Here is a 17,062-nt window from a genome sequence, read left to right as displayed (position 1 = left end):
CATGAGCTGGAAGGACACCGCCGAACCACTACTCACGCGGATGCCGTCGGTCGCCCGCCCCGAGGGCCACGTCCCCTTCAAGCGGAAGCTGGGCTGGACGGCCGGCGTGCTGGTCCTGTTTTTCTTCCTGAGAAACATCAACCTCTACGGGCTCAGTGGCACCGGGGGATCGAGTGCGTTCGGTCGGTTCTCATCGATCCTTGCCACCCAGCAGGGCTCGATCATGCAACTGGGGATCGGGCCGATCGTCACGGCGAGCATCGTTCTGCAACTGCTTGGCGGTGCCGATCTGCTCGGGCTGGACACCCAGAACAATCCGCGCGATCAGATCCTGTATCAGGGCCTCCAGAAGGTACTGGTGCTCGTGATGATCGTCCTGACGGGCTTTCCGATGGTGTTTGCCGCGGAATTCCTGCCGGCCGAATCCGTCATGGGACTGCCCACTGGGGCGGTAAAGTGGCTCATGTTCGCCCAGATCGCCGTCGGCGGTGTCCTCATCCTCTACATGGACGAGGTGATCAGCAAATGGGGCGTCGGCAGCGGGATCGGGCTGTTCATCGTCGCCGGCGTCAGTCAGAGTCTCGTCGGCGGCCTCATCAGTATCCCACAGATCTCCGGGAACTGGGGCTTCATCCCCTACTGGACCGGTGCGATCTTTGGGATCGTCGACATCCCGTCACCGCTGACGGCTCGTGGGATAAGTCAACTGCTGTTCCATACAAGCGGACAGAACTACATCGGGCTCATCGCCATTCTCACGACGGTTTCGATCTTCGTGATCGTCGTCTACGCCGAGTCCGTTCGCGTCGAGATCCCACTCAGCCACGCTCGGGTGAAGGGCGCACGTGGTCGCTTCCCGGTGAAGCTCATCTATGCGAGCGTCCTGCCGATGATCCTCGTCCGGGCGCTTCAGATGAACATCCAGTTCATGGGTCGACTGCTCAACTCCCAGCTCGGTGGCTTGCCTGCCTGGCTGGGAGCTTACAACGAAAACGGGCAGGCGGTGAGCGGGCTGTTTTACTACCTTGCCCCGATCCAGAGTCCCCAGGAATGGGCATGGTTCGTCTTCGGGGGTCAGATCACCCAGGACGTCTGGCAGATCCTGATCCGGATCGGCGTCGACCTGACGTTCATGATCATCGGCGGCGCTATCTTCGCTGTCTTCTGGGTCGAAACCACCGACATGGGGCCTGAAGCCACGGCCCAGCAGATCCAGAACTCCGGGATGCAGATCCCCGGGTTCCGCCAGAGCCCCGGCGTCTTGGAGAAGGTCCTGGGCCGGTACATCCCGCAGGTGACGGTCATCGGCGGGGCCCTGGTCGGCCTGCTCGCCGTCATGGCAAACATGCTGGGTACCGTTGGTGGCGTCACTGGGACGGGCCTGCTGCTGACGGTGAGTATCACCTACAAGCTCTACGAGGAGATCGCCGAGGAGCAACTCATGGAGATGCACCCCATGATGCGCCAGATGTTCGGCTGATCTTTTCGGAAATCGATTTTGCGAAACGGTTCTGTCTTCTCTCTCGGTTTGATGTCCATAGTGTCACAGCTGGTCGGACAACCGATCGCCCAAGCCGCCGGCAGGCAAACCTCTTTTCCGATCCAGCGCTTAGGACGGATCATGTCGACCGGAATCCTGCTGTTGAACTTCGGCGAACCAGCGACGCCCGAACGCGAGGCTGTCGTCTCGTATCTCGAACGCATCTTCTTCAACAACCGCGAGATCGAGGGCGACACGACCGAGGCCGAGGCGCGCGAGCGGTCCCGCGAACTCGCCGAGCGCCGGGCCGGCCCGCTTATCGAGGAGTACGAGGCCATCGGCGGGTCGCCGCTGAACGAACAGGCCCGCAAGCAGGCCCAGGCCCTGGAAGATCGACTCCGCGAGCGTGGCCGCGAGGTCGAGACCTACATCGGAATGCAGTTCACCGAGCCGTTCATCGACGAGGCGCTCGACAGTGCCATCGCCGACGGCCACGACCGGATCATCGGGCTCCCGATCTATCCGCTGTGTGGTCCCTCGACGACCGTCGACGCTCTCGAGGAACTCCGTGCGGCCGCCGACGAGCGCGACTTCGACGCGCTCCAGGAACTGTCGGGGTGGCATCGCCATCCTGACTATCCACGCCTGCGAGCCGATCGGATTGAGGCCTTGGCCGAGGAGCGGGGCGTCGACCTGACTGATCCCGACACGGCCCTCGTGTTCTCGGCCCACGGCACACCACAGCATTACCTCGAAGAGGGCAGTCGCTACGACATCTACGTCACCGAATACGTCGAGACCGTTGCGGGACTGCTCGGGATCGACGAGTACGAACTCGGCTATCAGAACCACGAGAACCGGGGCATCCCGTGGACCGAACCCGAAATCGAAGACGTCATCGAGGGCGTCGATGCCGAGCGTGTCGTCGTCGAGCCGATCAGCTTCATGCACGAACAGAGCGAGACGCTCTCGGAACTCGACGTGGAATTGCGGGAGGAAGCCGAGGAGGCGGGCTTGGAGTTCCACCGTGTCCCCATCCCCCACGATGACGAACGGTTCGTCGGCGTGCTGGAGGATCTCGTCGAGCCATTTATCGCTGATTTCGATCCTGCGGTCTACCAGCTTCGGCAGTGTCAGTGTCGGGACGAACCGGGGACGATGTGTCTGAACGCGCCACTAGATTCCTGACGAGTTCAACTGTAGTGCCTACAGTAGCTCCATGGCCGTTTGACTGAGTCGATATCGATAGGTCGGATAAACGAAGACGATGCGTCCGTACTCTTCGGACTTCGTTACTGCTTCCGAGCTTTCGATGGCCTCGACGGCCGTGTTAAGTCGTTCCACCGGATTGCCGGAACGGAGGTGTTCGACGACGCGTTCGGGGTCGATGTTGAACGTGGTGGCGAGGATACTTCGGACAGTCCGTCCTGCGCCGTCGGCGAGAGCTACAGACGGTGCAGTCGAGTCCGTGTCACGACTAGACCACTCCGCTGCCCCGTCGTCGAGTTCGACGCCGTGAAGTTCGTCGTCGATGTGTTCGATGAGTGCCTCGAGGCTTTCTTTCGCCTCCCCTGTTACGTTCCCGTTGACAATTTCGTCTTTCCGTTCGCTGATCGCAAAAATGTCCGGACCAGGCGGTCGCTGTTCCTCCAGAATGTCGATGTCGAGGAGGTTTTTCAGAACCGTATTCGGTTGGAAATCCAGATCGATATCGAACTGCTCGACGATCTCGGCCCGTTTGATCCCGTCGTGATTCGGTCCAATATCGTCCCGGGCAAGGGCCGTCGCGACCTCGACCTGATCGTCAACGCTGGGCATACGGGCGTTCCGGTCCCGGATGTACGCTTCCAGTCGCTCGAAATCCCCGGACTCCCCAGTGGAGTCGATTCGGAGTGCCTGGTCGACAGCTTCGGGCAACTCCGGTCGCGGTGCATCTCGGTGTCGCCGAGCCCTTTCGGAAAGGCGCGTATTGTCGTACAGCGCCCGGGCCATCCCCAGTCCACGGAGATAGTTGTACTGTTCGAGGATCTCGACGCCCTCTGTCGTCAGCCCGTAGAATTGCGAGGGCAGATCGCGCGAATCCTCGTTGGGTGGGTGGTCGTAGCGCGAGAGGATCCCCTCCTCACACAACCGATGGATTTGATCGCGGATCGCGGCCTTGTTCTTCGGTATCAGATACGCGAGTTCGGCCAGCGACGGCAGATGATCGGGATGTGCGAGGACGTACTGCAACACGAGGTGGCGCGTCTCCTGGGAGAGTAATTCGTACATCTCCCGCTGTTCCTCGAACGGAGCATTCGCGTTCGTCCTCGTGGCGTCACTCATCTCTTCTCGTTTGCTAGTAGCCCCAGCTGACAGTTAATGGTTTGGGTGAACTAGTTTGGTAATTCAGGCATTCACCAAACTAATCGAAGAGCCTTTATGATAGTCACAGGAACACGTTATCGATGCCAGCCCCGCCGGATGTCGCCGAGATCAAATCTCACATCGACGAGGCACTCCATGGGATCGAACTCGAACCCGAGGAGACGGCTGCAATCCTCGGGTTCGCCAACGAGGAAGTTCCGCATCTGCAGACGCCCGAAACCTCGTATCTCGTTCTTGGCAGCTTTCGATCGCCGTATATCCGTCGGCTTCGTTTGATCGAAAACGAATTGAACAAGCGAATCGGTTCGTACGCGTTTGTTCTCGGTGATTTGCGTGAGATCGATAGTGAACGACTGCCGGTGTTCCGTATTCGGTTTTACATCATCGCCTCCTATGCCGATGCCATCGCAGCTGTCTACGAACAGGACGCCGGCGGCGAGGTGACTGAACTCGGAAAGATCAGCGAGACGCCGTTCTTCGAGGATACCTACGTGTTCCCGCGTGACTACGCCTGGATGACCGACCGTCGACTGGAAACAAAGACGGACGCATTTGCGGCAGCTAACCGGATTGCCGGTAACGCCGACCTCGACGATGATGGCGTGCAAGCGGAACTAGAAACGGTCGTCGAAAACGCTCGATCGAACGGAATTGCTATCTCACTTGATGAGATCAACGACAGCATCGAACAACGTGACTCGGACGTTGCGTCCTACAGCTGGGTTCACCTGAACGAGTTCCGGTTGTTCGAACTCCATGGCCGTTGTTTTCCGTGGTCGGAACCGGCGGATTTACGATCGGCGGTGGATCGAATCCCCTAGTAGGACTCACGATTCGTTCTGTCCGTCTGAACGGACTTACCGCTCGATCGACTTGGCCGTCTCGACGAAGGCCTCGACGCTCTCGATCGGTGTGTCCTGGTGGACACCGTGGCCGAGATTGAGAATGTGGCCCTGATCCCCGGCCGCTTCGATCACCTCACGCGTTCGCTTGCGGACGGTTTCCGGACCGGCGAAGAGGACGGACGGATCGAGGTTTCCCTGAACAGGACGATCTCCCAACTGTTCGCGAGCAGTTGCCATCTCGACCGTCCAGTCGAGACTGACCACATCCGCGCCCGTCGCCGCCAGCTGGTCGAGACGGCCGCCCATGTTTCGGACAAAGAGGATTGTCGGGGCATCGATGTCTGTCAGGATCTCGCGATGAAGCGGTTGGATGAACGCCTGATAGGCCGCCGGTGGCAACACGCCGGCGTAGGTGTCAAACAGCTGGACGACGTCCGCGCCGTGGTCGATTTGGTACTGGAGAAACTCCCGAACGGCGTCGGCAAACACCGAGAGAAGGTCCGCGAAGGCCTCGGGATGGCGAGCCTTGAACTGCCGGACTGGATAGTGATTCCGGGTCGGATGGCCGGCAATGGCGTATGACGCGAGGGTGAATGGACCGCCGGCAAAGCCGATAAGTCCGGTTTCGTTGCCGACCCGCGTATCGAGCCGGTCGAGCAACTCGCCGACGTACGAAAGCGTCGATTCGATCACGTCGTAGGTTTCCGGGACGTCAGCCGGGTCGGCGATGGGTGATTCGACGACCGGACCCGTCCCCGATTCGATGTGATAGTCGAACCCGAGTGGTTCGAGGATCGTCAGGATGTCCGAGAACATCACCACCCCGTCGGGACGGTATCGATCCCATGGCTGGAGTGTAATCTTGGCGGCAATCTCCGGTGTGGTGACCGCTTCGAGGAAGTCGTATTCTTTACGAACCTCCCGATACTCGGGGAGGTGGCGACCGGCCTGTCGCATCAGCCAGACCGGAGGTCGCTCGGTGCGCTCCCCGCGAGCCGCCCGGCGGAGTAGATCGTTCATCGTCAGGGCATTTGATCGCGTGCGTGGTTAAGCATTCCCTCGTCGTTTCACGGGGCAACCGGCTCGTCCTGAATACCGCTTTCGGACGACTGACAGTGGCTCGCCGCCGATCGCCACGCCGGATAACAAAAAGCCCGGGGTATTATTTACTTGCATTGCGTAGCCGTCCGTCAAGACCGGATGAGTTGTCTCCTTACAGATCCGACGACGGTGCTGACCGTGGGTGGATCATCTGCCGAACTCGATGCTGCCCGATCAGCACTCGCTGGGGCGGGTGTGGACGATGTCGTCAAGGTGGATGGACTATCCGAGATCGAGTCGACGCTTGCGGCTCGCGATGATGCCGGCTGCGTCCTTGCACTCGATGCCGAGGCGTCGACGTTTGTCGAGCTCTACGACGCTGTACGGGCCGTCGACGATGTTTTGCCGATCGTCGTCTACGCTGGCATCGATGAGTCCCTTGCCGCTGCAGTCAGCCAACGCTGTGGCTGTCGACTTACGCCGATCGAGGTCGGTGAGGACGCCCTTCGTGAGACAGTCGAGGACGCGCTCGCTACCTACGAGCGACGTCGTAACGAGGCAGCAAACAGCAGCATTCTCCGGACGTTGCTCGCGGAAGGCAAGATGTCGATGTTCGCCAAGGACACCCACGGACGGTATGTCCGATTTGCCGACGTGCCGTATACGGTCGACCCGGAGGAGGCGAGGGGAAAGACCGATCCGGAAATCTTCAACCAGCGAGAGGTTTCCGAGGCGGCGCTTGCCGACGATGTTCGCGTTGTCGAGACGGGGGAGCCGATCCGCGACAAGCTAGAAAAGTTCAGTGGGACCGGAGGGGATTACTGGTCGGAGTCGACGAAGATCCCGTGGCGGGAAAACGGCGAGATCGTCGGCCTGGTTGGGTACGCCAAGGACGTCACCAAACGGATGCAGTACAAGAAACGGTTCGAGGAAGAGCGACGCCGGTTCGACAAGTTTGCGAGTTACGTCTCACACGATCTTCGGACCCCGCTGCAGATCATCGTCGGCGCCCTGGAACGTGCCCGCGAGGGCGAGACCGAAGCCCTCGACCGGATCGAGCGTGCTACCGATCGCGTCGGTGAGATCATCGACGACCTGAGCTCGCTCTCGCGGGGCGATCGAGCCAACAGCTCCTTCTCCGAGGAAGTGCTCGACGCACTCGACATCGGTGTCTCGACGACCGAACTCCCCTCGCTCGTCGAGAGTGTCTGGCAACTCGACAGTCCGGACTCGGCGACGATCGAAATCGACATGGCCGACGGCACAGAAGTGGTCGCCGAGACCGAGACCGTCCGGCCGCTCGTCGAAAACCTGCTGAAAAACGCTGTCGATCACGCCGGTCCCGAGGTGACCGTTCGGGTCGGCACGATGGGGCGTGGGTTCTTCGTGGCTGATGACGGCCCCGGCATCCCGTCCGAGGAGCGCGACCGTATCTTCGAAGAGGGCTACACCACGGCCGAGGAGGGGAGCGGGACTGGTCTCACGATCGTCAGTGAGACAGTCGCACAGCAGGGATGGGAGTTGGACGTCACCGAGAGCGAGGCGGGTGGTGCACGCTTCGAGATCACCGACTGTCCGATCATCGAACCGTCGACGACAACGCCGGGCGCATCCATCTCGCTCACGACCAACGAGGACATCGGGGATGTCTCCCTTCCCGGGAAGGCGGAGTACGATGCTCCAACCGATGTCTGGACCGTCGTCGGCGACGGTCGGGATATCTGGCAGGATATCGACGAGTTCCATTTCGTCCACGCGAGGACGTCCGAGCCCGTTCGCATCCAGGGCCGCCTGGCTGACCTCGAGGGGGTCCACGAGTACAGCAAAGCCGGCCTGATGGTCCGTGACGGGCTGGGCCACGACGATGCCCTCGCGTTTATCGGGGCGACCCGTGACTACGGAAGCGAGACGCTCTGGCGGACCAGTACCGGCGCCAACGCCGAGAGTACCCAGTACGAGGAGCCCTACGATGCCTTCCAGTGGTATCAGCTCGTGGTGGACGAGCGGGGTGTGACGTTATCGTTCTCGACGGACGGCAAGGAGTGGCAACCACTCGATCAGTTGCCGATCGAACTCGACGCCCCCTACTACGTGGGGCTTGCCGTCTGTAGCCACTCTGAGGACCTGACGACCGAAGCCCGCTTCGAGGACGTGACGGTCCACGAACTCGACAGCGCGTAGTGACGGCCGTTGATCGACGTGGGGTGGCGAGAGAACGTCACTTAGTTAACCACCCGTCGCAAACCGGCGACTATGCGCAATCCGAAGATTTTGCTCCTGGGGCCACCAGGCGCAGGCAAGGGTACGCAGAGTTCAAACCTCGTCTCCGCGTTCGACGTCGAACATGTCACGACCGGTGACGCGCTTCGGTCGAACAAGGAGATGGACATCTCCGACCTCGGCCTGGCGTACGACACGCCCGGCGAGTACATGGACCGAGGCGAACTCGTCCCCGACGAGGTCGTCACCGCTATCGTCGAGGAAGCGTTGACCAGCGCCGACGGGTTCGTGCTGGACGGGTATCCCCGCAACCTCGAGCAGGCCGAGGAACTCGAATCGATGACCGACCTGGACGTGATCGCCTCGCTGTCAGTCAGTGAGTCGGCACTCGTCGATCGGCTCACCGGTCGCCGGGTCTGTTCGGACTGTGGCGAGAACTACCACGTCGAGTTCGATCAGCCCGAAAATGCGGGTGTCTGTGACGACTGTGGCGGCGAGTTGATCCAACGGGAGGACGATCAGGAAGACGCCGTTCGAAATCGACTGGAGGTCTTCGCCGAGAACACCGAACCCGTCATCGAGTACTACAGCGACCGCGAGGCGTTCGTCGAGATCGACGGCGAACAGTCCCTCGATGCCGTCTGGGCTGACCTCGAGGCCGCTGTCGAAGACGAACTAAAACGTTGATTTACCCCCAGTCCAAAGAGGGAATATAATGGCACGTACAGGCGAGAAGATAGATCGGCTCGTGGCCGAAGACGCCAGCATGGAGGCAGCGATCGAGACGGTGCTGGCAACGGCCGAAGAGCAGGGAACCGTTGCGTGGGGTGACGTTAGTGACGAGTTGACCAGCGGCCAGTGGGGCCGCCTCATCGAGACCGGCTTACTCGTCGACGCCGACGGTGACGGATTCGTCATCGACGATCCCGACGGCGTCCACGACGCCCTTGCAGCAGCTGACCCCGACAGTGATGACGACGATGGCGGGTGGTCGACCTGGGACAAACTCGCAGGTGTCGGCGTCATCGCCCTGTTTCTGGGTTACTCGCTGACGTCAGTCCGGAACGTGGTCGGCGGGACGCTCGACCTCCTGCTTGGGAACCTCATAACGGTACTCGGCGGCGAGGGGATGTTCTATCTCACAATTCTGGTACTGGCGACGCTAACGGGACTGTGGTCGACGTTGTTGCAGGACAACCTCATGGACATGAGCGGGATGAGCCAGCACCAGGAAAAGATGGAGGAGCTCAAAGAGCGCCGTGAGGCTGCCAAGGAGCGCGACGATCAGGAGGAACTCGATCGCATCCAGCAGGAACAGATGGAGATGATGAGCGATCAGTTGGGGGCGTTTACCAAGCAGTTCCGCCCGATGGTCTGGATCATGCTGCTGACAATCCCGGTGTTCCTGTGGATGTACTGGCAGGTTCCGAAGCTCTCGGTCGACGGGATCGCCATCGTCATGCCCTTCTTCGGCGCGAAAGAGAGCTGGGGTGCCGGGACGCTCGGTCCGTGGCCGGCGTGGCTGTTCTGGTATTTCATCTGCTCGCTCAGTTTCACCCAGATCATCCGCAAGGCCCTGAACGTCCAGACATCGCCGACGTGACTGCCAGGGCCACCCGGACAGTTCGGTCTTTCTCGCCGGCGAGACGCAACCTCTTTTAGCTTCACTGTCCCACGTCAGGTATGTTGATCACCGTCTCCGGGCCGGCCGGGAGCGGAAAGAGTACGCTCGCCGTGAGCCTCGCTGACGCACTGGACTACGATCACGTCAGCGGTGGCGACATTTTCCGCTCGCTCGCCGAGGAACGCGGCATGACGCCGCTGGAACTCAACAAGCAGGCCGAAGAGGACGACGAGATCGATCGCGATCTGGATCGGCGACTCCGAGATGTCGCCCGCGATCGGGAGGATATGGTGCTCGAATCCCGACTTGCCGGCTGGATGGCCGGCGAGTACGCCGATCTCAAACTCTGGCTCGATGCCCCACTCGACGTTCGTGCCGAACGGATCTCCCAACGGGAGAACAAACCGGTCGAACAGGCCCGTACTGAAACTCGTGAACGCGCCGAAAGTGAAGCCCACCGCTATCGGGAGTATTACGACATCGACATCGAGGACCTCTCTATCTACGACCTGGCGATCAACACCGCCCGATGGAGCCCCCAGGGGATGTTGAGCGTCGTGCTCCACGCCGTCGAGTCCTACGAAGCCAACGGCGACGAGGGCAAAGCCCCCATCGAAGGCATCGAGTACGATTTCTAATATGACACTCCGAGGGCCACCCGCGGACCGATCGCCGGCCGAACTCCTATCTTTCGGCGTGTTGAACCTCGATAAGCCCCCCGGTCCTTCTGCCCACCAGGTCGCCGCCTGGGTGCGCGATCTTGCGACCGTCGAGCGGGCGGCCCACGCCGGGACGCTCGACCCGAAGGTCACCGGCTGTCTCCCGATGTTGCTCGGCGACGCCACCCGCATGGCCCAGGTCTTCGACGATAGCGACAAGGCGTACATCGCCGTGCTCGAACTCCACGAACGACTGGCCGACCCCGCCACCCTCGAAGCCGTCGCCGACGAGTTCGAGGGCGAACTCTACCAGAAACCGCCGAAGAAAAGCGCCGTCGTCCGTCGGCTGCGCTCCCGGAAGATCCATAGCCTGGACGTCCTCGAAGCCGAGGATCGCCGCGCACTCATCTCGATCCGGTGTGAGAGTGGCACCTACATCCGGAAACTCTGTCACGACATGGGGATGGCGCTGGGCACCGGCGCGCACATGGGCGATCTCCGCCGGATGGCGACCGATCCCTTCGACGATAGCGATCTGGTGACGATGCACGACTTCGTCGACGCCCTGGCGTGGTGGCGCGAGGACGACGACCCCGACCCACTACGGGAGGTGGTCCAGCCCGCCGAACGCGCACTGGTTGATCTCCCGTCGGTCACGATTGCCCCGAGTGCCGCGGAATCCGTGGCGGAGGGTGCCCCCGTCTACGCCCCGGGCGTCATCGACGCCGACGACGACCTCGATCCCGCCGCCGAACCGCTCGTCGCCTGCTACATTCCCAACGGCGCTGCGGTGTGTCTGGGGACCCTCGCGGGGGACCCGGACGCCGACGAGGGGACCGTCGTCGAACTGGAACGCGTGCTCGTCTAACTCCGCGACGAAACGAAGGCCTTAACTCCGGCTCAGTCATTCTTCGAATCACGGGACCGTAGGGTAGCGGTATCCTCGGCGCATGGGGTGCGTCGGACCCGAGTTCGAATCTCGGCGGCCCCATCCATTTGCTGCGAACAAATACGTGAGCAGCAATTGCTGGATCCGGCGAGATTCGAGCCTGGAAGTCGCAGCCCGCGACTCGTCGTGGGGTCGAACGGAGTGAGACCAAACGACGAGCGCAGGACCGTCTTCCTTCGTTCGAATCTCGGCGTTCTCAGTTTTCGGAGCGAGCAACGCGAGCGACGAAAACTGAGTGCTCGACAACGAGCGAAGCGAGTTGTCGGTGGCCCCACTACAACCACCTTTTTACTGCGGAGGGTTCGCTCCGCGAACCCTCCTTGCAAAAAGCTGGACCAAAAACATCTGCTCGCGAGCCTTCGGCTCGCTCGCAGTGAAACGCCTCGCTACGCTCGGCGTATGCTGTCTGGGACATGCCGAGCGAGTCACTCGGTCCGCGCGACCTCGAAGCTATCGAGGACGTGGCGCAGGATGCAGACGAGTTGCCCGTGATCGATCGGGAGAAAGATCCGCCGGTTGTCGATATTTGGCAACAGATAGAATAAGAAATATGGTATAGGATATACATATTGAGTATATGACTTCCGAAGAATTAGACAAAGTTTTGGAAGCTTTTGATGAGTCACTCCATGACTTGATTGAAGAATTATTAATGGAATACTTTACCGGAAACAAACAAGATGTTTCATCAGCAGCCATGGCTGTTAGGAAGCGACGATTAAAAAACGAGAGAGAATCACTAAAACAACGGTTGAGTAGCATCCAAGAAAATCTCACCGAGGTTGAATCAGAAATGGAGATCCTTAATGACCTATCTAAAGAGTTAGATAAAGATGACCGGATCCGCCATGCTGTCGAAACTTTACGAACCCTTTCCGAAGAACATCGTGACCCGTCTAATGATGCAGTACAAAAGCACGCGGATCGTGTCGGACTAACACCACAACAACTTCTTGACGAGTTAGAAGAAGAATATCCGACTAATAAATTAGGAGAGCCTATTCTCGATTAATCAAATTGATAATAATATTATATATTCAATTCATCCATCTTTGAGCGCGGGCAATAACTTTCTCACTTTCGGATCCGATAGACACATGGAATTTTTTGATTGAAGCTTCATTTTGTCTTCAACATGTGCATCGCCTAGCGGTTTGATCTCCCCCTCAACTATAGCGCACGTGAATCCATGCTTTCGGTTCTTTTCTATATATTCCCACAGATCAACTGAGTTTCCGTGTACGTTATGATTCAAATCCTCCATTGAACATTCGGTACAATATGTGGCGAAAGTGTCCCAACCACTACTTAGGAATTCGGCAGCCACCAAAATATCGTCACCATGTTCCAAAGAATCTCCACAATTTCCGCACATCCAAGAAGACATTGGTCCAATTACAAACCCGTCGAAATTTGCTTCAAGTACACCGCTGAGGTCGATCGAGTGGTCGATCTCTTTCAGTGTATCTTCCGCATTTGATAATCTTTCATTAATCCGTCTAGAATATTCTCCGACAGTGCTTTCTGAAATTCCGAGAAAATTCCCGATTTCTTCGTGTGATTTTCCATTTTCTTTCAATGACTGGACTTGTGCTTCGCGTTTCTTTAGTGCCGTATCTTCCTTGAGTACTTGTGCACGAATGACCCATTCTTCTGGTTCTATTAGCGGGTCGTCTTGTACTGAAATATCGACATTTGGATAATGACGCTGTAGGATAAGCCCACAACTGTTACACTGAACTTCGGTAAACTCTCCTAAGTCTGATTCGCCATTTTCGAAGTTTTTGTGAAGTACTGGCCTCTCGTCTGGATCAACTTCCGTTTTGAAATGTTGACCGCAGTTTGGACATTTTTCTTCGTATCGTTCCCAATCAGGGCTGCTGAGTTTTATTTTGTCAGACACAGTTATTGTCCACCGACATCATGTGCTACAATATGGTAGCACTTAATCTTTTTCCATGAGTTTATAGCGAGCGGGCCGACGGCGCGAAGCGCCGGAGGCAGTACCTGAAAGCCGCGCACAGTGATATCCCAGGCAGCCGACGAGCGACGGAAACAGCACGAAAGCCCGGCAGCCCGCGCAGCCTCACGGTGAGGAAGGGTAAGCGAGAGCTGGTCGCGGCAGCCCGGACCGGCAAGCCGGACTGAGCAAGGAGAACCCGGAAGGCGGAGATCGTACGAGCACGGCGATCGAAGCGGAGCGACCATCGGGAGCGGAGCGCCCGGAGCGAGCGACTTGATTTAGCCCCCTGTGTAGTGAGATACCCGTTCTGGAGGTCTGCGTATTGCCCATTGAAGCTTTGACCAAGCACCGAAATACTCAACAAGTCGTGTGTAGTATTTTACACTGACATGCCCTCCCCAGAATCCAAGACTGAACAATTAGCGTCATCACTTCACCGTGGGCTCTTAGGACTGCTTCTCGGAATAGTTGGTATATTTGCTATTGGGATGGCAAGGGAACTTCTGGTAGGGGATTACCTGATCGGTATTATCGGTGTGATCGTTACACTTGGAACAGGCTACTGGATACTCTCGCTCTTTTTCGAAGGCCTTCAGGAAAGATAAGCGGTAGTCTGTTCAACTGTCTTGAACGGTTCGACAAGTGCTTATCGCGGTTGTGAGCCGTTCAGGGAAGCCCCAGGTACTACGCTCCGAGATATGCCTTCTAATTTGCGTATCTGGCCATCGAAAGTCGAAATATCGTATCAAGCGAGCGGGCCGACGGCGCGCAGTGATATCCCAGGCAGCCAACGAGCGACGGAACCAGCACGAACGGCCGCCAGCCCCTCCTTGGGTAATCAGCGATCGAATTTGGCGCGGGCCGACTATATATTCGATATATGAGGGGATGTCCGGAGAGAGTAGGCAGTAACCCGTCTAAAACCGGTGTTCACCGGGTGAGAACGATTGGTCTATATTATATACTCTCCCGTCCTATATAGTGTGTTCATGACACTGAAAAAATTATTCTTGGGCGAAGATCGCGATCTATCGTCAGTTGAGGTCGTCCTCGTGATGGGAATCACCGTCATTCTCGCTGTGGTCATCGGGCTGTTCGTGCTGAACATGGGGGCGGACTCGAATAGTCCGCCCAAGACCTACTGGGAAATGTATTCCCAGGACACCACGTCCCCCGGATCCATTACGGAAGATCGAATCTCCCTGGTGCATGACGGCGGTGCCGCGATCACAGTTTCCGAGTTCGTCGTCGATATCGGTGGGACCGAGTATGCGTTGGCGGACTTCAAGACGTCGACCGGGAGTTCCCTTCAGAGCGAACTGAAGCCCGGCGCGAAGATCCGGATCTCCGCAAGCGGCTACGCGGGTCCTGGTAACGTCACCAACGAATTCAGTGGCACGACGATCCATCTCGTGTGGGAGAACCCGGACACTGGCGAACGGCACATCGTCAAGAGTACCACACCGAAGTGACCCAGCGCGGCACCCCCAACCCCCCTCCTTTCACACGCTCCCAACTGCGTACTTTTGCCATATGTGAATATCTCGATAGTTTGTGCCGCGTGCGTTCACATTTCGGCCCGTAGGCGCTGTCGACGGGCGGCTATCGTGCGTTGCACTCCGGGCGAGCACTCACTCGCTGTGGGCGTCCAGTATCGCGTCGTGGTGCCACGGCGATAGCCATCGTTTTCGCCAGATACGAAACCAAAACCACCACCCGCTGGACGATCGGGGACCGAGCATGCGACACCGGCGGGGCCCCCACAATCACCTCCCGGGATCGTCGCCCCGACCCACGACCGGCCTCCTGTCTCCGGTGGAAGCGCCCCCACACACCCTTCCAGATACCGATCCACTCCCTCGCTCAATCGCCAGTCAGCATCTCCAGCGCGGTGTGGATGTGGTACTCGACGTTTTCGTCCTCAGTCGCGTTGAGTGCGTTCCGGAGGTGATCTTCCACGGTGACGGCCGATTTCTTGCCCGCTGGCGTGATCGACTCTTCACGCTCACTGTCCATGGGGAGAGGTAGGGGACGAACCCAGTATAGCGTTTCCCTCGATATATTTCGCGGTTTATAAATGGACGACTGGAACGTGACTGCTCTCGCGGACCAATCCAGCCACAGTCACGGATCAAGGTGTCGGGCCCCGGCGGTATCCCAGCAATAATTTCCGAAATCGGTTTCCATCGCGAGAGAGACACAGGAGGACAATGGGAACTGACGACGATGCCGCGGAGCCGGCGTACACGTTCCAGTGTGCGAAATGCGGGTGGGAAACAACAGCCGACCGCCGCCCGGTCGCCTGTGCGGTCTGTGGCGGTCGCATGTTGGCGAACCCGTCCGAGCGGACGCGGTAACGGCCACCGGCCTTCCTGTCGCGCGAGGAACGGCGACCGATTCCGTCGGCCAGGCTTTCCCAACGCGAACGCCTTCTGCATAACATTTCGGTTGGCTCCGCTTTGATGTCGGGGCCATGGGTGTCTTCGACCGACGCAAGCGGCCAGCGGCCAGTATCGTCACGCGGTCCCCACAGCAGCGGCTGTCGCGCGGTCTCATCAAACCCCTCCGTATCGGACGCTGATGGTGCTGCTCACCGTCCTCGTTGCCTTGGCGGATACCGGTGATACCCTCAGCATCGGCCCCGTGGCGAACGGCATCACGACCGGGACTTACTACGGGTACGAACGCCTCTGAGATGGAGTACGGGAGCTGGAAGCGTCCGATACAGAGTCCAGTCCGGCAGAAAACCGTGGTGTGTCTTTTTGTTGGCCGGGACGAACCATTCAGTGATAATGCAAACGAGACAGGTAGCGGCCGTCCTCGCAGTCGGCGGTGCGGGTCTCGTTAGCTTCGCCGTGGTCCACTTTCTCACCCACGAGATCAACACCGTCCCGACCCTCCACATCGCGAGCAACCTCGCCGTCGCCGGCGGTGGGGGTATCGGGCTGGTGTACGTCGGGTACTGGCTGTCCGACCAGTCGTTTTCCCCGGCCCGAAACCGACGCATCCTCGTGTTGACTGCCATCGGTGCCGTGACGCTGCTGGCAGTGTTCGTCATCACCCAGCCGCTCGCCCAGGAACAGGTCACGGCGGAGGAACTGCTCCACATCGTGCAAGTTTCCCTCGGCATAGGTTCGGCTCTCGGGGCCGCGGTCGGGGCCTTCGAGGCGCGAGCGCTCACCCGCGCCGAGGAGGCGACCCGTGCCGAATCACGACTTGCGGCCTTGGAGGACGAACGCGAACGCTGGAGTGAGTTGACGACTGTCTTTCGCCATTACGTCAACAACTCGGTCACAGTCATCAATTTCGCGCTGGACGAACTCCGGAGTACTGTGGACGGGGACGCCGTCGAGCTTGACACCGCCAGCGCCAACATCGAGACGGTCGCTGATCGCGTTCGCACGATCGAAACAGTCGCCGAGCACGTCGATCGGCTCGGCCCGGCAGCCGGGATCGATCACCCCTCGCCGGTCGCCAACGTCTGTAACGTGACCGAGCGGGCGAGCCGGTTGGCTTCGGTGGACGCGGCCGTCACCGTGGCCACGCTTGAGGCGGGCCCCGACGTGCTGGCCGGCGAGTCCGTCGAGCAGGATCTCGCGTTGCTGCTGGAAGCCCTTGGCAGTGTCACCGAGGAGGGTGGACGGATCGACTGCGAATGCGAGCCGGACGATGGTCGAGTCGTCGTCCGGTTTACGGCTACGCCGGCCACCCTTCCGCCTGAAGTCGAGGCGGCACTCTTCGAGCCGGTCACGCGCAAGAGCGGGTTGAAACTCTATCTCGCCGAACGATCGATCGACGCCTACGCCGACCTTCGGCTGGCCACGAACGGAGAGCGGACCGTCGCCTTCGAGGTCGTTTTCGACGTCACGCCGGAGTGATTCGGGTGGGGCCTGTATCCCCGTGTGGACCTATCC

Annotated in this window: 17 protein-coding genes and 1 tRNA gene; 14 read left to right on the top strand and 4 right to left on the bottom strand. The window is 59.4% G+C overall.

Annotated elements, in window-relative coordinates:
* The first annotated feature begins 1 nt into the window (after nucleotide 1).
* Complete coding sequence (gene secY / locus SVXhr_RS11350) at nucleotides 2-1,480, top strand: preprotein translocase subunit SecY (RefSeq protein WP_275737310.1); 1,479 nt, start codon at nucleotides 2-4, stop codon at nucleotides 1,478-1,480.
* Nucleotides 1,481-1,621: 141 nt separating this feature from the next.
* Complete coding sequence (hemH, locus tag SVXhr_RS11345; protein ID WP_275737309.1) at nucleotides 1,622-2,668, top strand: ferrochelatase; 1,047 nt, start codon at nucleotides 1,622-1,624, stop codon at nucleotides 2,666-2,668.
* An 18-nt stretch (nucleotides 2,669-2,686) separates the two neighbouring features.
* Here hemH and SVXhr_RS11340 read toward each other — a convergent pair whose 3' ends face one another.
* Complete coding sequence (locus tag SVXhr_RS11340) at nucleotides 2,687-3,805, bottom strand: hypothetical protein (protein ID WP_275737308.1); 1,119 nt, start codon at nucleotides 3,803-3,805, stop codon at nucleotides 2,687-2,689.
* Between the two features lie 122 nt (nucleotides 3,806-3,927).
* Between SVXhr_RS11340 and SVXhr_RS11335 the strand changes: the two genes are divergently transcribed.
* Nucleotides 3,928-4,668 carry a hypothetical protein gene (locus SVXhr_RS11335; RefSeq protein WP_275737307.1) on the top strand — a complete coding sequence of 247 codons (741 nt, stop codon included), beginning with the start codon at nucleotides 3,928-3,930 and terminating at the stop codon, nucleotides 4,666-4,668.
* Nucleotides 4,669-4,704: 36 nt separating this feature from the next.
* Here SVXhr_RS11335 and hemE read toward each other — a convergent pair whose 3' ends face one another.
* Nucleotides 4,705-5,712, bottom strand: a complete 1,008-nt coding sequence (gene hemE, locus SVXhr_RS11330; protein WP_275737306.1) for a uroporphyrinogen decarboxylase — start codon at nucleotides 5,710-5,712, stop codon at nucleotides 4,705-4,707.
* 180 nt (nucleotides 5,713-5,892) lie between these two features.
* Between hemE and SVXhr_RS11325 the strand changes: the two genes are divergently transcribed.
* From SVXhr_RS11325 to SVXhr_RS11295, 7 genes are all read left to right on the top strand, one after another.
* A complete protein-coding gene (locus SVXhr_RS11325) occupies nucleotides 5,893-7,914 on the top strand; it encodes an ATP-binding protein (protein WP_275737305.1) in 2,022 nt (673 codons plus the stop codon).
* 72 nt (nucleotides 7,915-7,986) lie between these two features.
* The gene (locus tag SVXhr_RS11320) at nucleotides 7,987-8,640 is read left to right on the top strand and encodes an adenylate kinase (RefSeq protein WP_275737304.1); all 654 of its coding nucleotides are present in this window, start codon (nucleotides 7,987-7,989) and stop codon (nucleotides 8,638-8,640) included.
* 28 nt (nucleotides 8,641-8,668) lie between these two features.
* Complete coding sequence (locus tag SVXhr_RS11315; RefSeq protein ID WP_275737303.1) at nucleotides 8,669-9,556, top strand: DUF106 domain-containing protein; 888 nt, start codon at nucleotides 8,669-8,671, stop codon at nucleotides 9,554-9,556.
* Between the two features lie 80 nt (nucleotides 9,557-9,636).
* Nucleotides 9,637-10,215: a (d)CMP kinase gene (gene cmk / locus SVXhr_RS11310; RefSeq protein WP_275737302.1), complete on the top strand. Its 579-nt coding sequence runs from the start codon at nucleotides 9,637-9,639 to the stop codon at nucleotides 10,213-10,215.
* A 1-nt stretch (nucleotide 10,216) separates the two neighbouring features.
* Nucleotides 10,217-11,104 carry an RNA-guided pseudouridylation complex pseudouridine synthase subunit Cbf5 gene (locus SVXhr_RS11305; protein WP_275737301.1) on the top strand — a complete coding sequence of 296 codons (888 nt, stop codon included), beginning with the start codon at nucleotides 10,217-10,219 and terminating at the stop codon, nucleotides 11,102-11,104.
* Nucleotides 11,105-11,156: 52 nt separating this feature from the next.
* A tRNA-Pro gene (locus tag SVXhr_RS11300) sits at nucleotides 11,157-11,227 on the top strand.
* A 535-nt stretch (nucleotides 11,228-11,762) separates the two neighbouring features.
* Nucleotides 11,763-12,197 carry a hypothetical protein gene (locus SVXhr_RS11295; protein ID WP_275737300.1) on the top strand — a complete coding sequence of 145 codons (435 nt, stop codon included), beginning with the start codon at nucleotides 11,763-11,765 and terminating at the stop codon, nucleotides 12,195-12,197.
* A 30-nt stretch (nucleotides 12,198-12,227) separates the two neighbouring features.
* On the opposite strand, the gene SVXhr_RS11290 is transcribed toward SVXhr_RS11295, so the two are convergent.
* Nucleotides 12,228-13,088 carry a LuxR C-terminal-related transcriptional regulator gene (locus SVXhr_RS11290; RefSeq protein ID WP_275737299.1) on the bottom strand — a complete coding sequence of 287 codons (861 nt, stop codon included), beginning with the start codon at nucleotides 13,086-13,088 and terminating at the stop codon, nucleotides 12,228-12,230.
* Nucleotides 13,089-13,537: 449 nt separating this feature from the next.
* Here SVXhr_RS11290 and SVXhr_RS11285 point away from each other — a divergent pair, with 449 nt between their 5' ends.
* Both SVXhr_RS11285 and SVXhr_RS11280 read left to right on the top strand, forming a co-directional pair.
* The gene (locus tag SVXhr_RS11285) at nucleotides 13,538-13,753 is read left to right on the top strand and encodes a hypothetical protein (RefSeq protein ID WP_275737298.1); all 216 of its coding nucleotides are present in this window, start codon (nucleotides 13,538-13,540) and stop codon (nucleotides 13,751-13,753) included.
* A 450-nt stretch (nucleotides 13,754-14,203) separates the two neighbouring features.
* On the top strand, nucleotides 14,204-14,620 hold the full coding sequence (locus SVXhr_RS11280) for a type IV pilin (RefSeq protein ID WP_275737297.1): 417 nt from the start codon (nucleotides 14,204-14,206) through the stop codon (nucleotides 14,618-14,620).
* A 391-nt stretch (nucleotides 14,621-15,011) separates the two neighbouring features.
* Here SVXhr_RS11280 and SVXhr_RS11275 read toward each other — a convergent pair whose 3' ends face one another.
* Nucleotides 15,012-15,164: a hypothetical protein gene (locus SVXhr_RS11275; RefSeq protein WP_275737296.1), complete on the bottom strand. Its 153-nt coding sequence runs from the start codon at nucleotides 15,162-15,164 to the stop codon at nucleotides 15,012-15,014.
* 194 nt (nucleotides 15,165-15,358) lie between these two features.
* Here SVXhr_RS11275 and SVXhr_RS11270 point away from each other — a divergent pair, with 194 nt between their 5' ends.
* Nucleotides 15,359-15,505, top strand: a complete 147-nt coding sequence (locus tag SVXhr_RS11270) for a hypothetical protein (protein ID WP_275737295.1) — start codon at nucleotides 15,359-15,361, stop codon at nucleotides 15,503-15,505.
* Nucleotides 15,506-15,940: 435 nt separating this feature from the next.
* Nucleotides 15,941-17,026: a hypothetical protein gene (locus tag SVXhr_RS11265; protein ID WP_275737294.1), complete on the top strand. Its 1,086-nt coding sequence runs from the start codon at nucleotides 15,941-15,943 to the stop codon at nucleotides 17,024-17,026.
* Nucleotides 17,027-17,062: the final 36 nt, after the last annotated feature.

The sequence above is a fragment of the Halorhabdus sp. SVX81 genome (assembly GCF_029207715.1).
Taxonomy (GTDB): Archaea; Halobacteriota; Halobacteria; order Halobacteriales; family Haloarculaceae; genus Halorhabdus.
Note: the sequence above shows the minus strand (reverse complement) of the source record. Positions and strands in the feature narration are given on the sequence as shown.

Excerpts from the sequence above, each read along its gene's own strand:
- secY (WP_275737310.1), top strand. The coding sequence starts at position 2 with ATGAGCTGGAAGGACACCGCCGAACCACTACTCACGCGGATGCCGTCG.
- hemH (WP_275737309.1), top strand. The coding sequence starts at position 1,622 with ATGTCGACCGGAATCCTGCTGTTGAACTTCGGCGAACCAGCGACGCCC.
- SVXhr_RS11340 (WP_275737308.1), bottom strand. The coding sequence starts at position 3,805 with ATGAGTGACGCCACGAGGACGAACGCGAATGCTCCGTTCGAGGAACAG.
- SVXhr_RS11335 (WP_275737307.1), top strand. The coding sequence starts at position 3,928 with ATGCCAGCCCCGCCGGATGTCGCCGAGATCAAATCTCACATCGACGAG.
- hemE (WP_275737306.1), bottom strand. The coding sequence starts at position 5,712 with ATGAACGATCTACTCCGCCGGGCGGCTCGCGGGGAGCGCACCGAGCGA.
- SVXhr_RS11325 (WP_275737305.1), top strand. The coding sequence starts at position 5,893 with ATGAGTTGTCTCCTTACAGATCCGACGACGGTGCTGACCGTGGGTGGA.
- SVXhr_RS11320 (WP_275737304.1), top strand. The coding sequence starts at position 7,987 with ATGCGCAATCCGAAGATTTTGCTCCTGGGGCCACCAGGCGCAGGCAAG.
- SVXhr_RS11315 (WP_275737303.1), top strand. The coding sequence starts at position 8,669 with ATGGCACGTACAGGCGAGAAGATAGATCGGCTCGTGGCCGAAGACGCC.
- cmk (WP_275737302.1), top strand. The coding sequence starts at position 9,637 with ATGTTGATCACCGTCTCCGGGCCGGCCGGGAGCGGAAAGAGTACGCTC.
- SVXhr_RS11305 (WP_275737301.1), top strand. The coding sequence starts at position 10,217 with ATGACACTCCGAGGGCCACCCGCGGACCGATCGCCGGCCGAACTCCTA.
- SVXhr_RS11295 (WP_275737300.1), top strand. The coding sequence starts at position 11,763 with ATGACTTCCGAAGAATTAGACAAAGTTTTGGAAGCTTTTGATGAGTCA.
- SVXhr_RS11285 (WP_275737298.1), top strand. The coding sequence starts at position 13,538 with ATGCCCTCCCCAGAATCCAAGACTGAACAATTAGCGTCATCACTTCAC.
- SVXhr_RS11280 (WP_275737297.1), top strand. The coding sequence starts at position 14,204 with ATGGGAATCACCGTCATTCTCGCTGTGGTCATCGGGCTGTTCGTGCTG.
- SVXhr_RS11275 (WP_275737296.1), bottom strand. The coding sequence starts at position 15,164 with ATGGACAGTGAGCGTGAAGAGTCGATCACGCCAGCGGGCAAGAAATCG.
- SVXhr_RS11270 (WP_275737295.1), top strand. The coding sequence starts at position 15,359 with ATGGGAACTGACGACGATGCCGCGGAGCCGGCGTACACGTTCCAGTGT.
- SVXhr_RS11265 (WP_275737294.1), top strand. The coding sequence starts at position 15,941 with ATGCAAACGAGACAGGTAGCGGCCGTCCTCGCAGTCGGCGGTGCGGGT.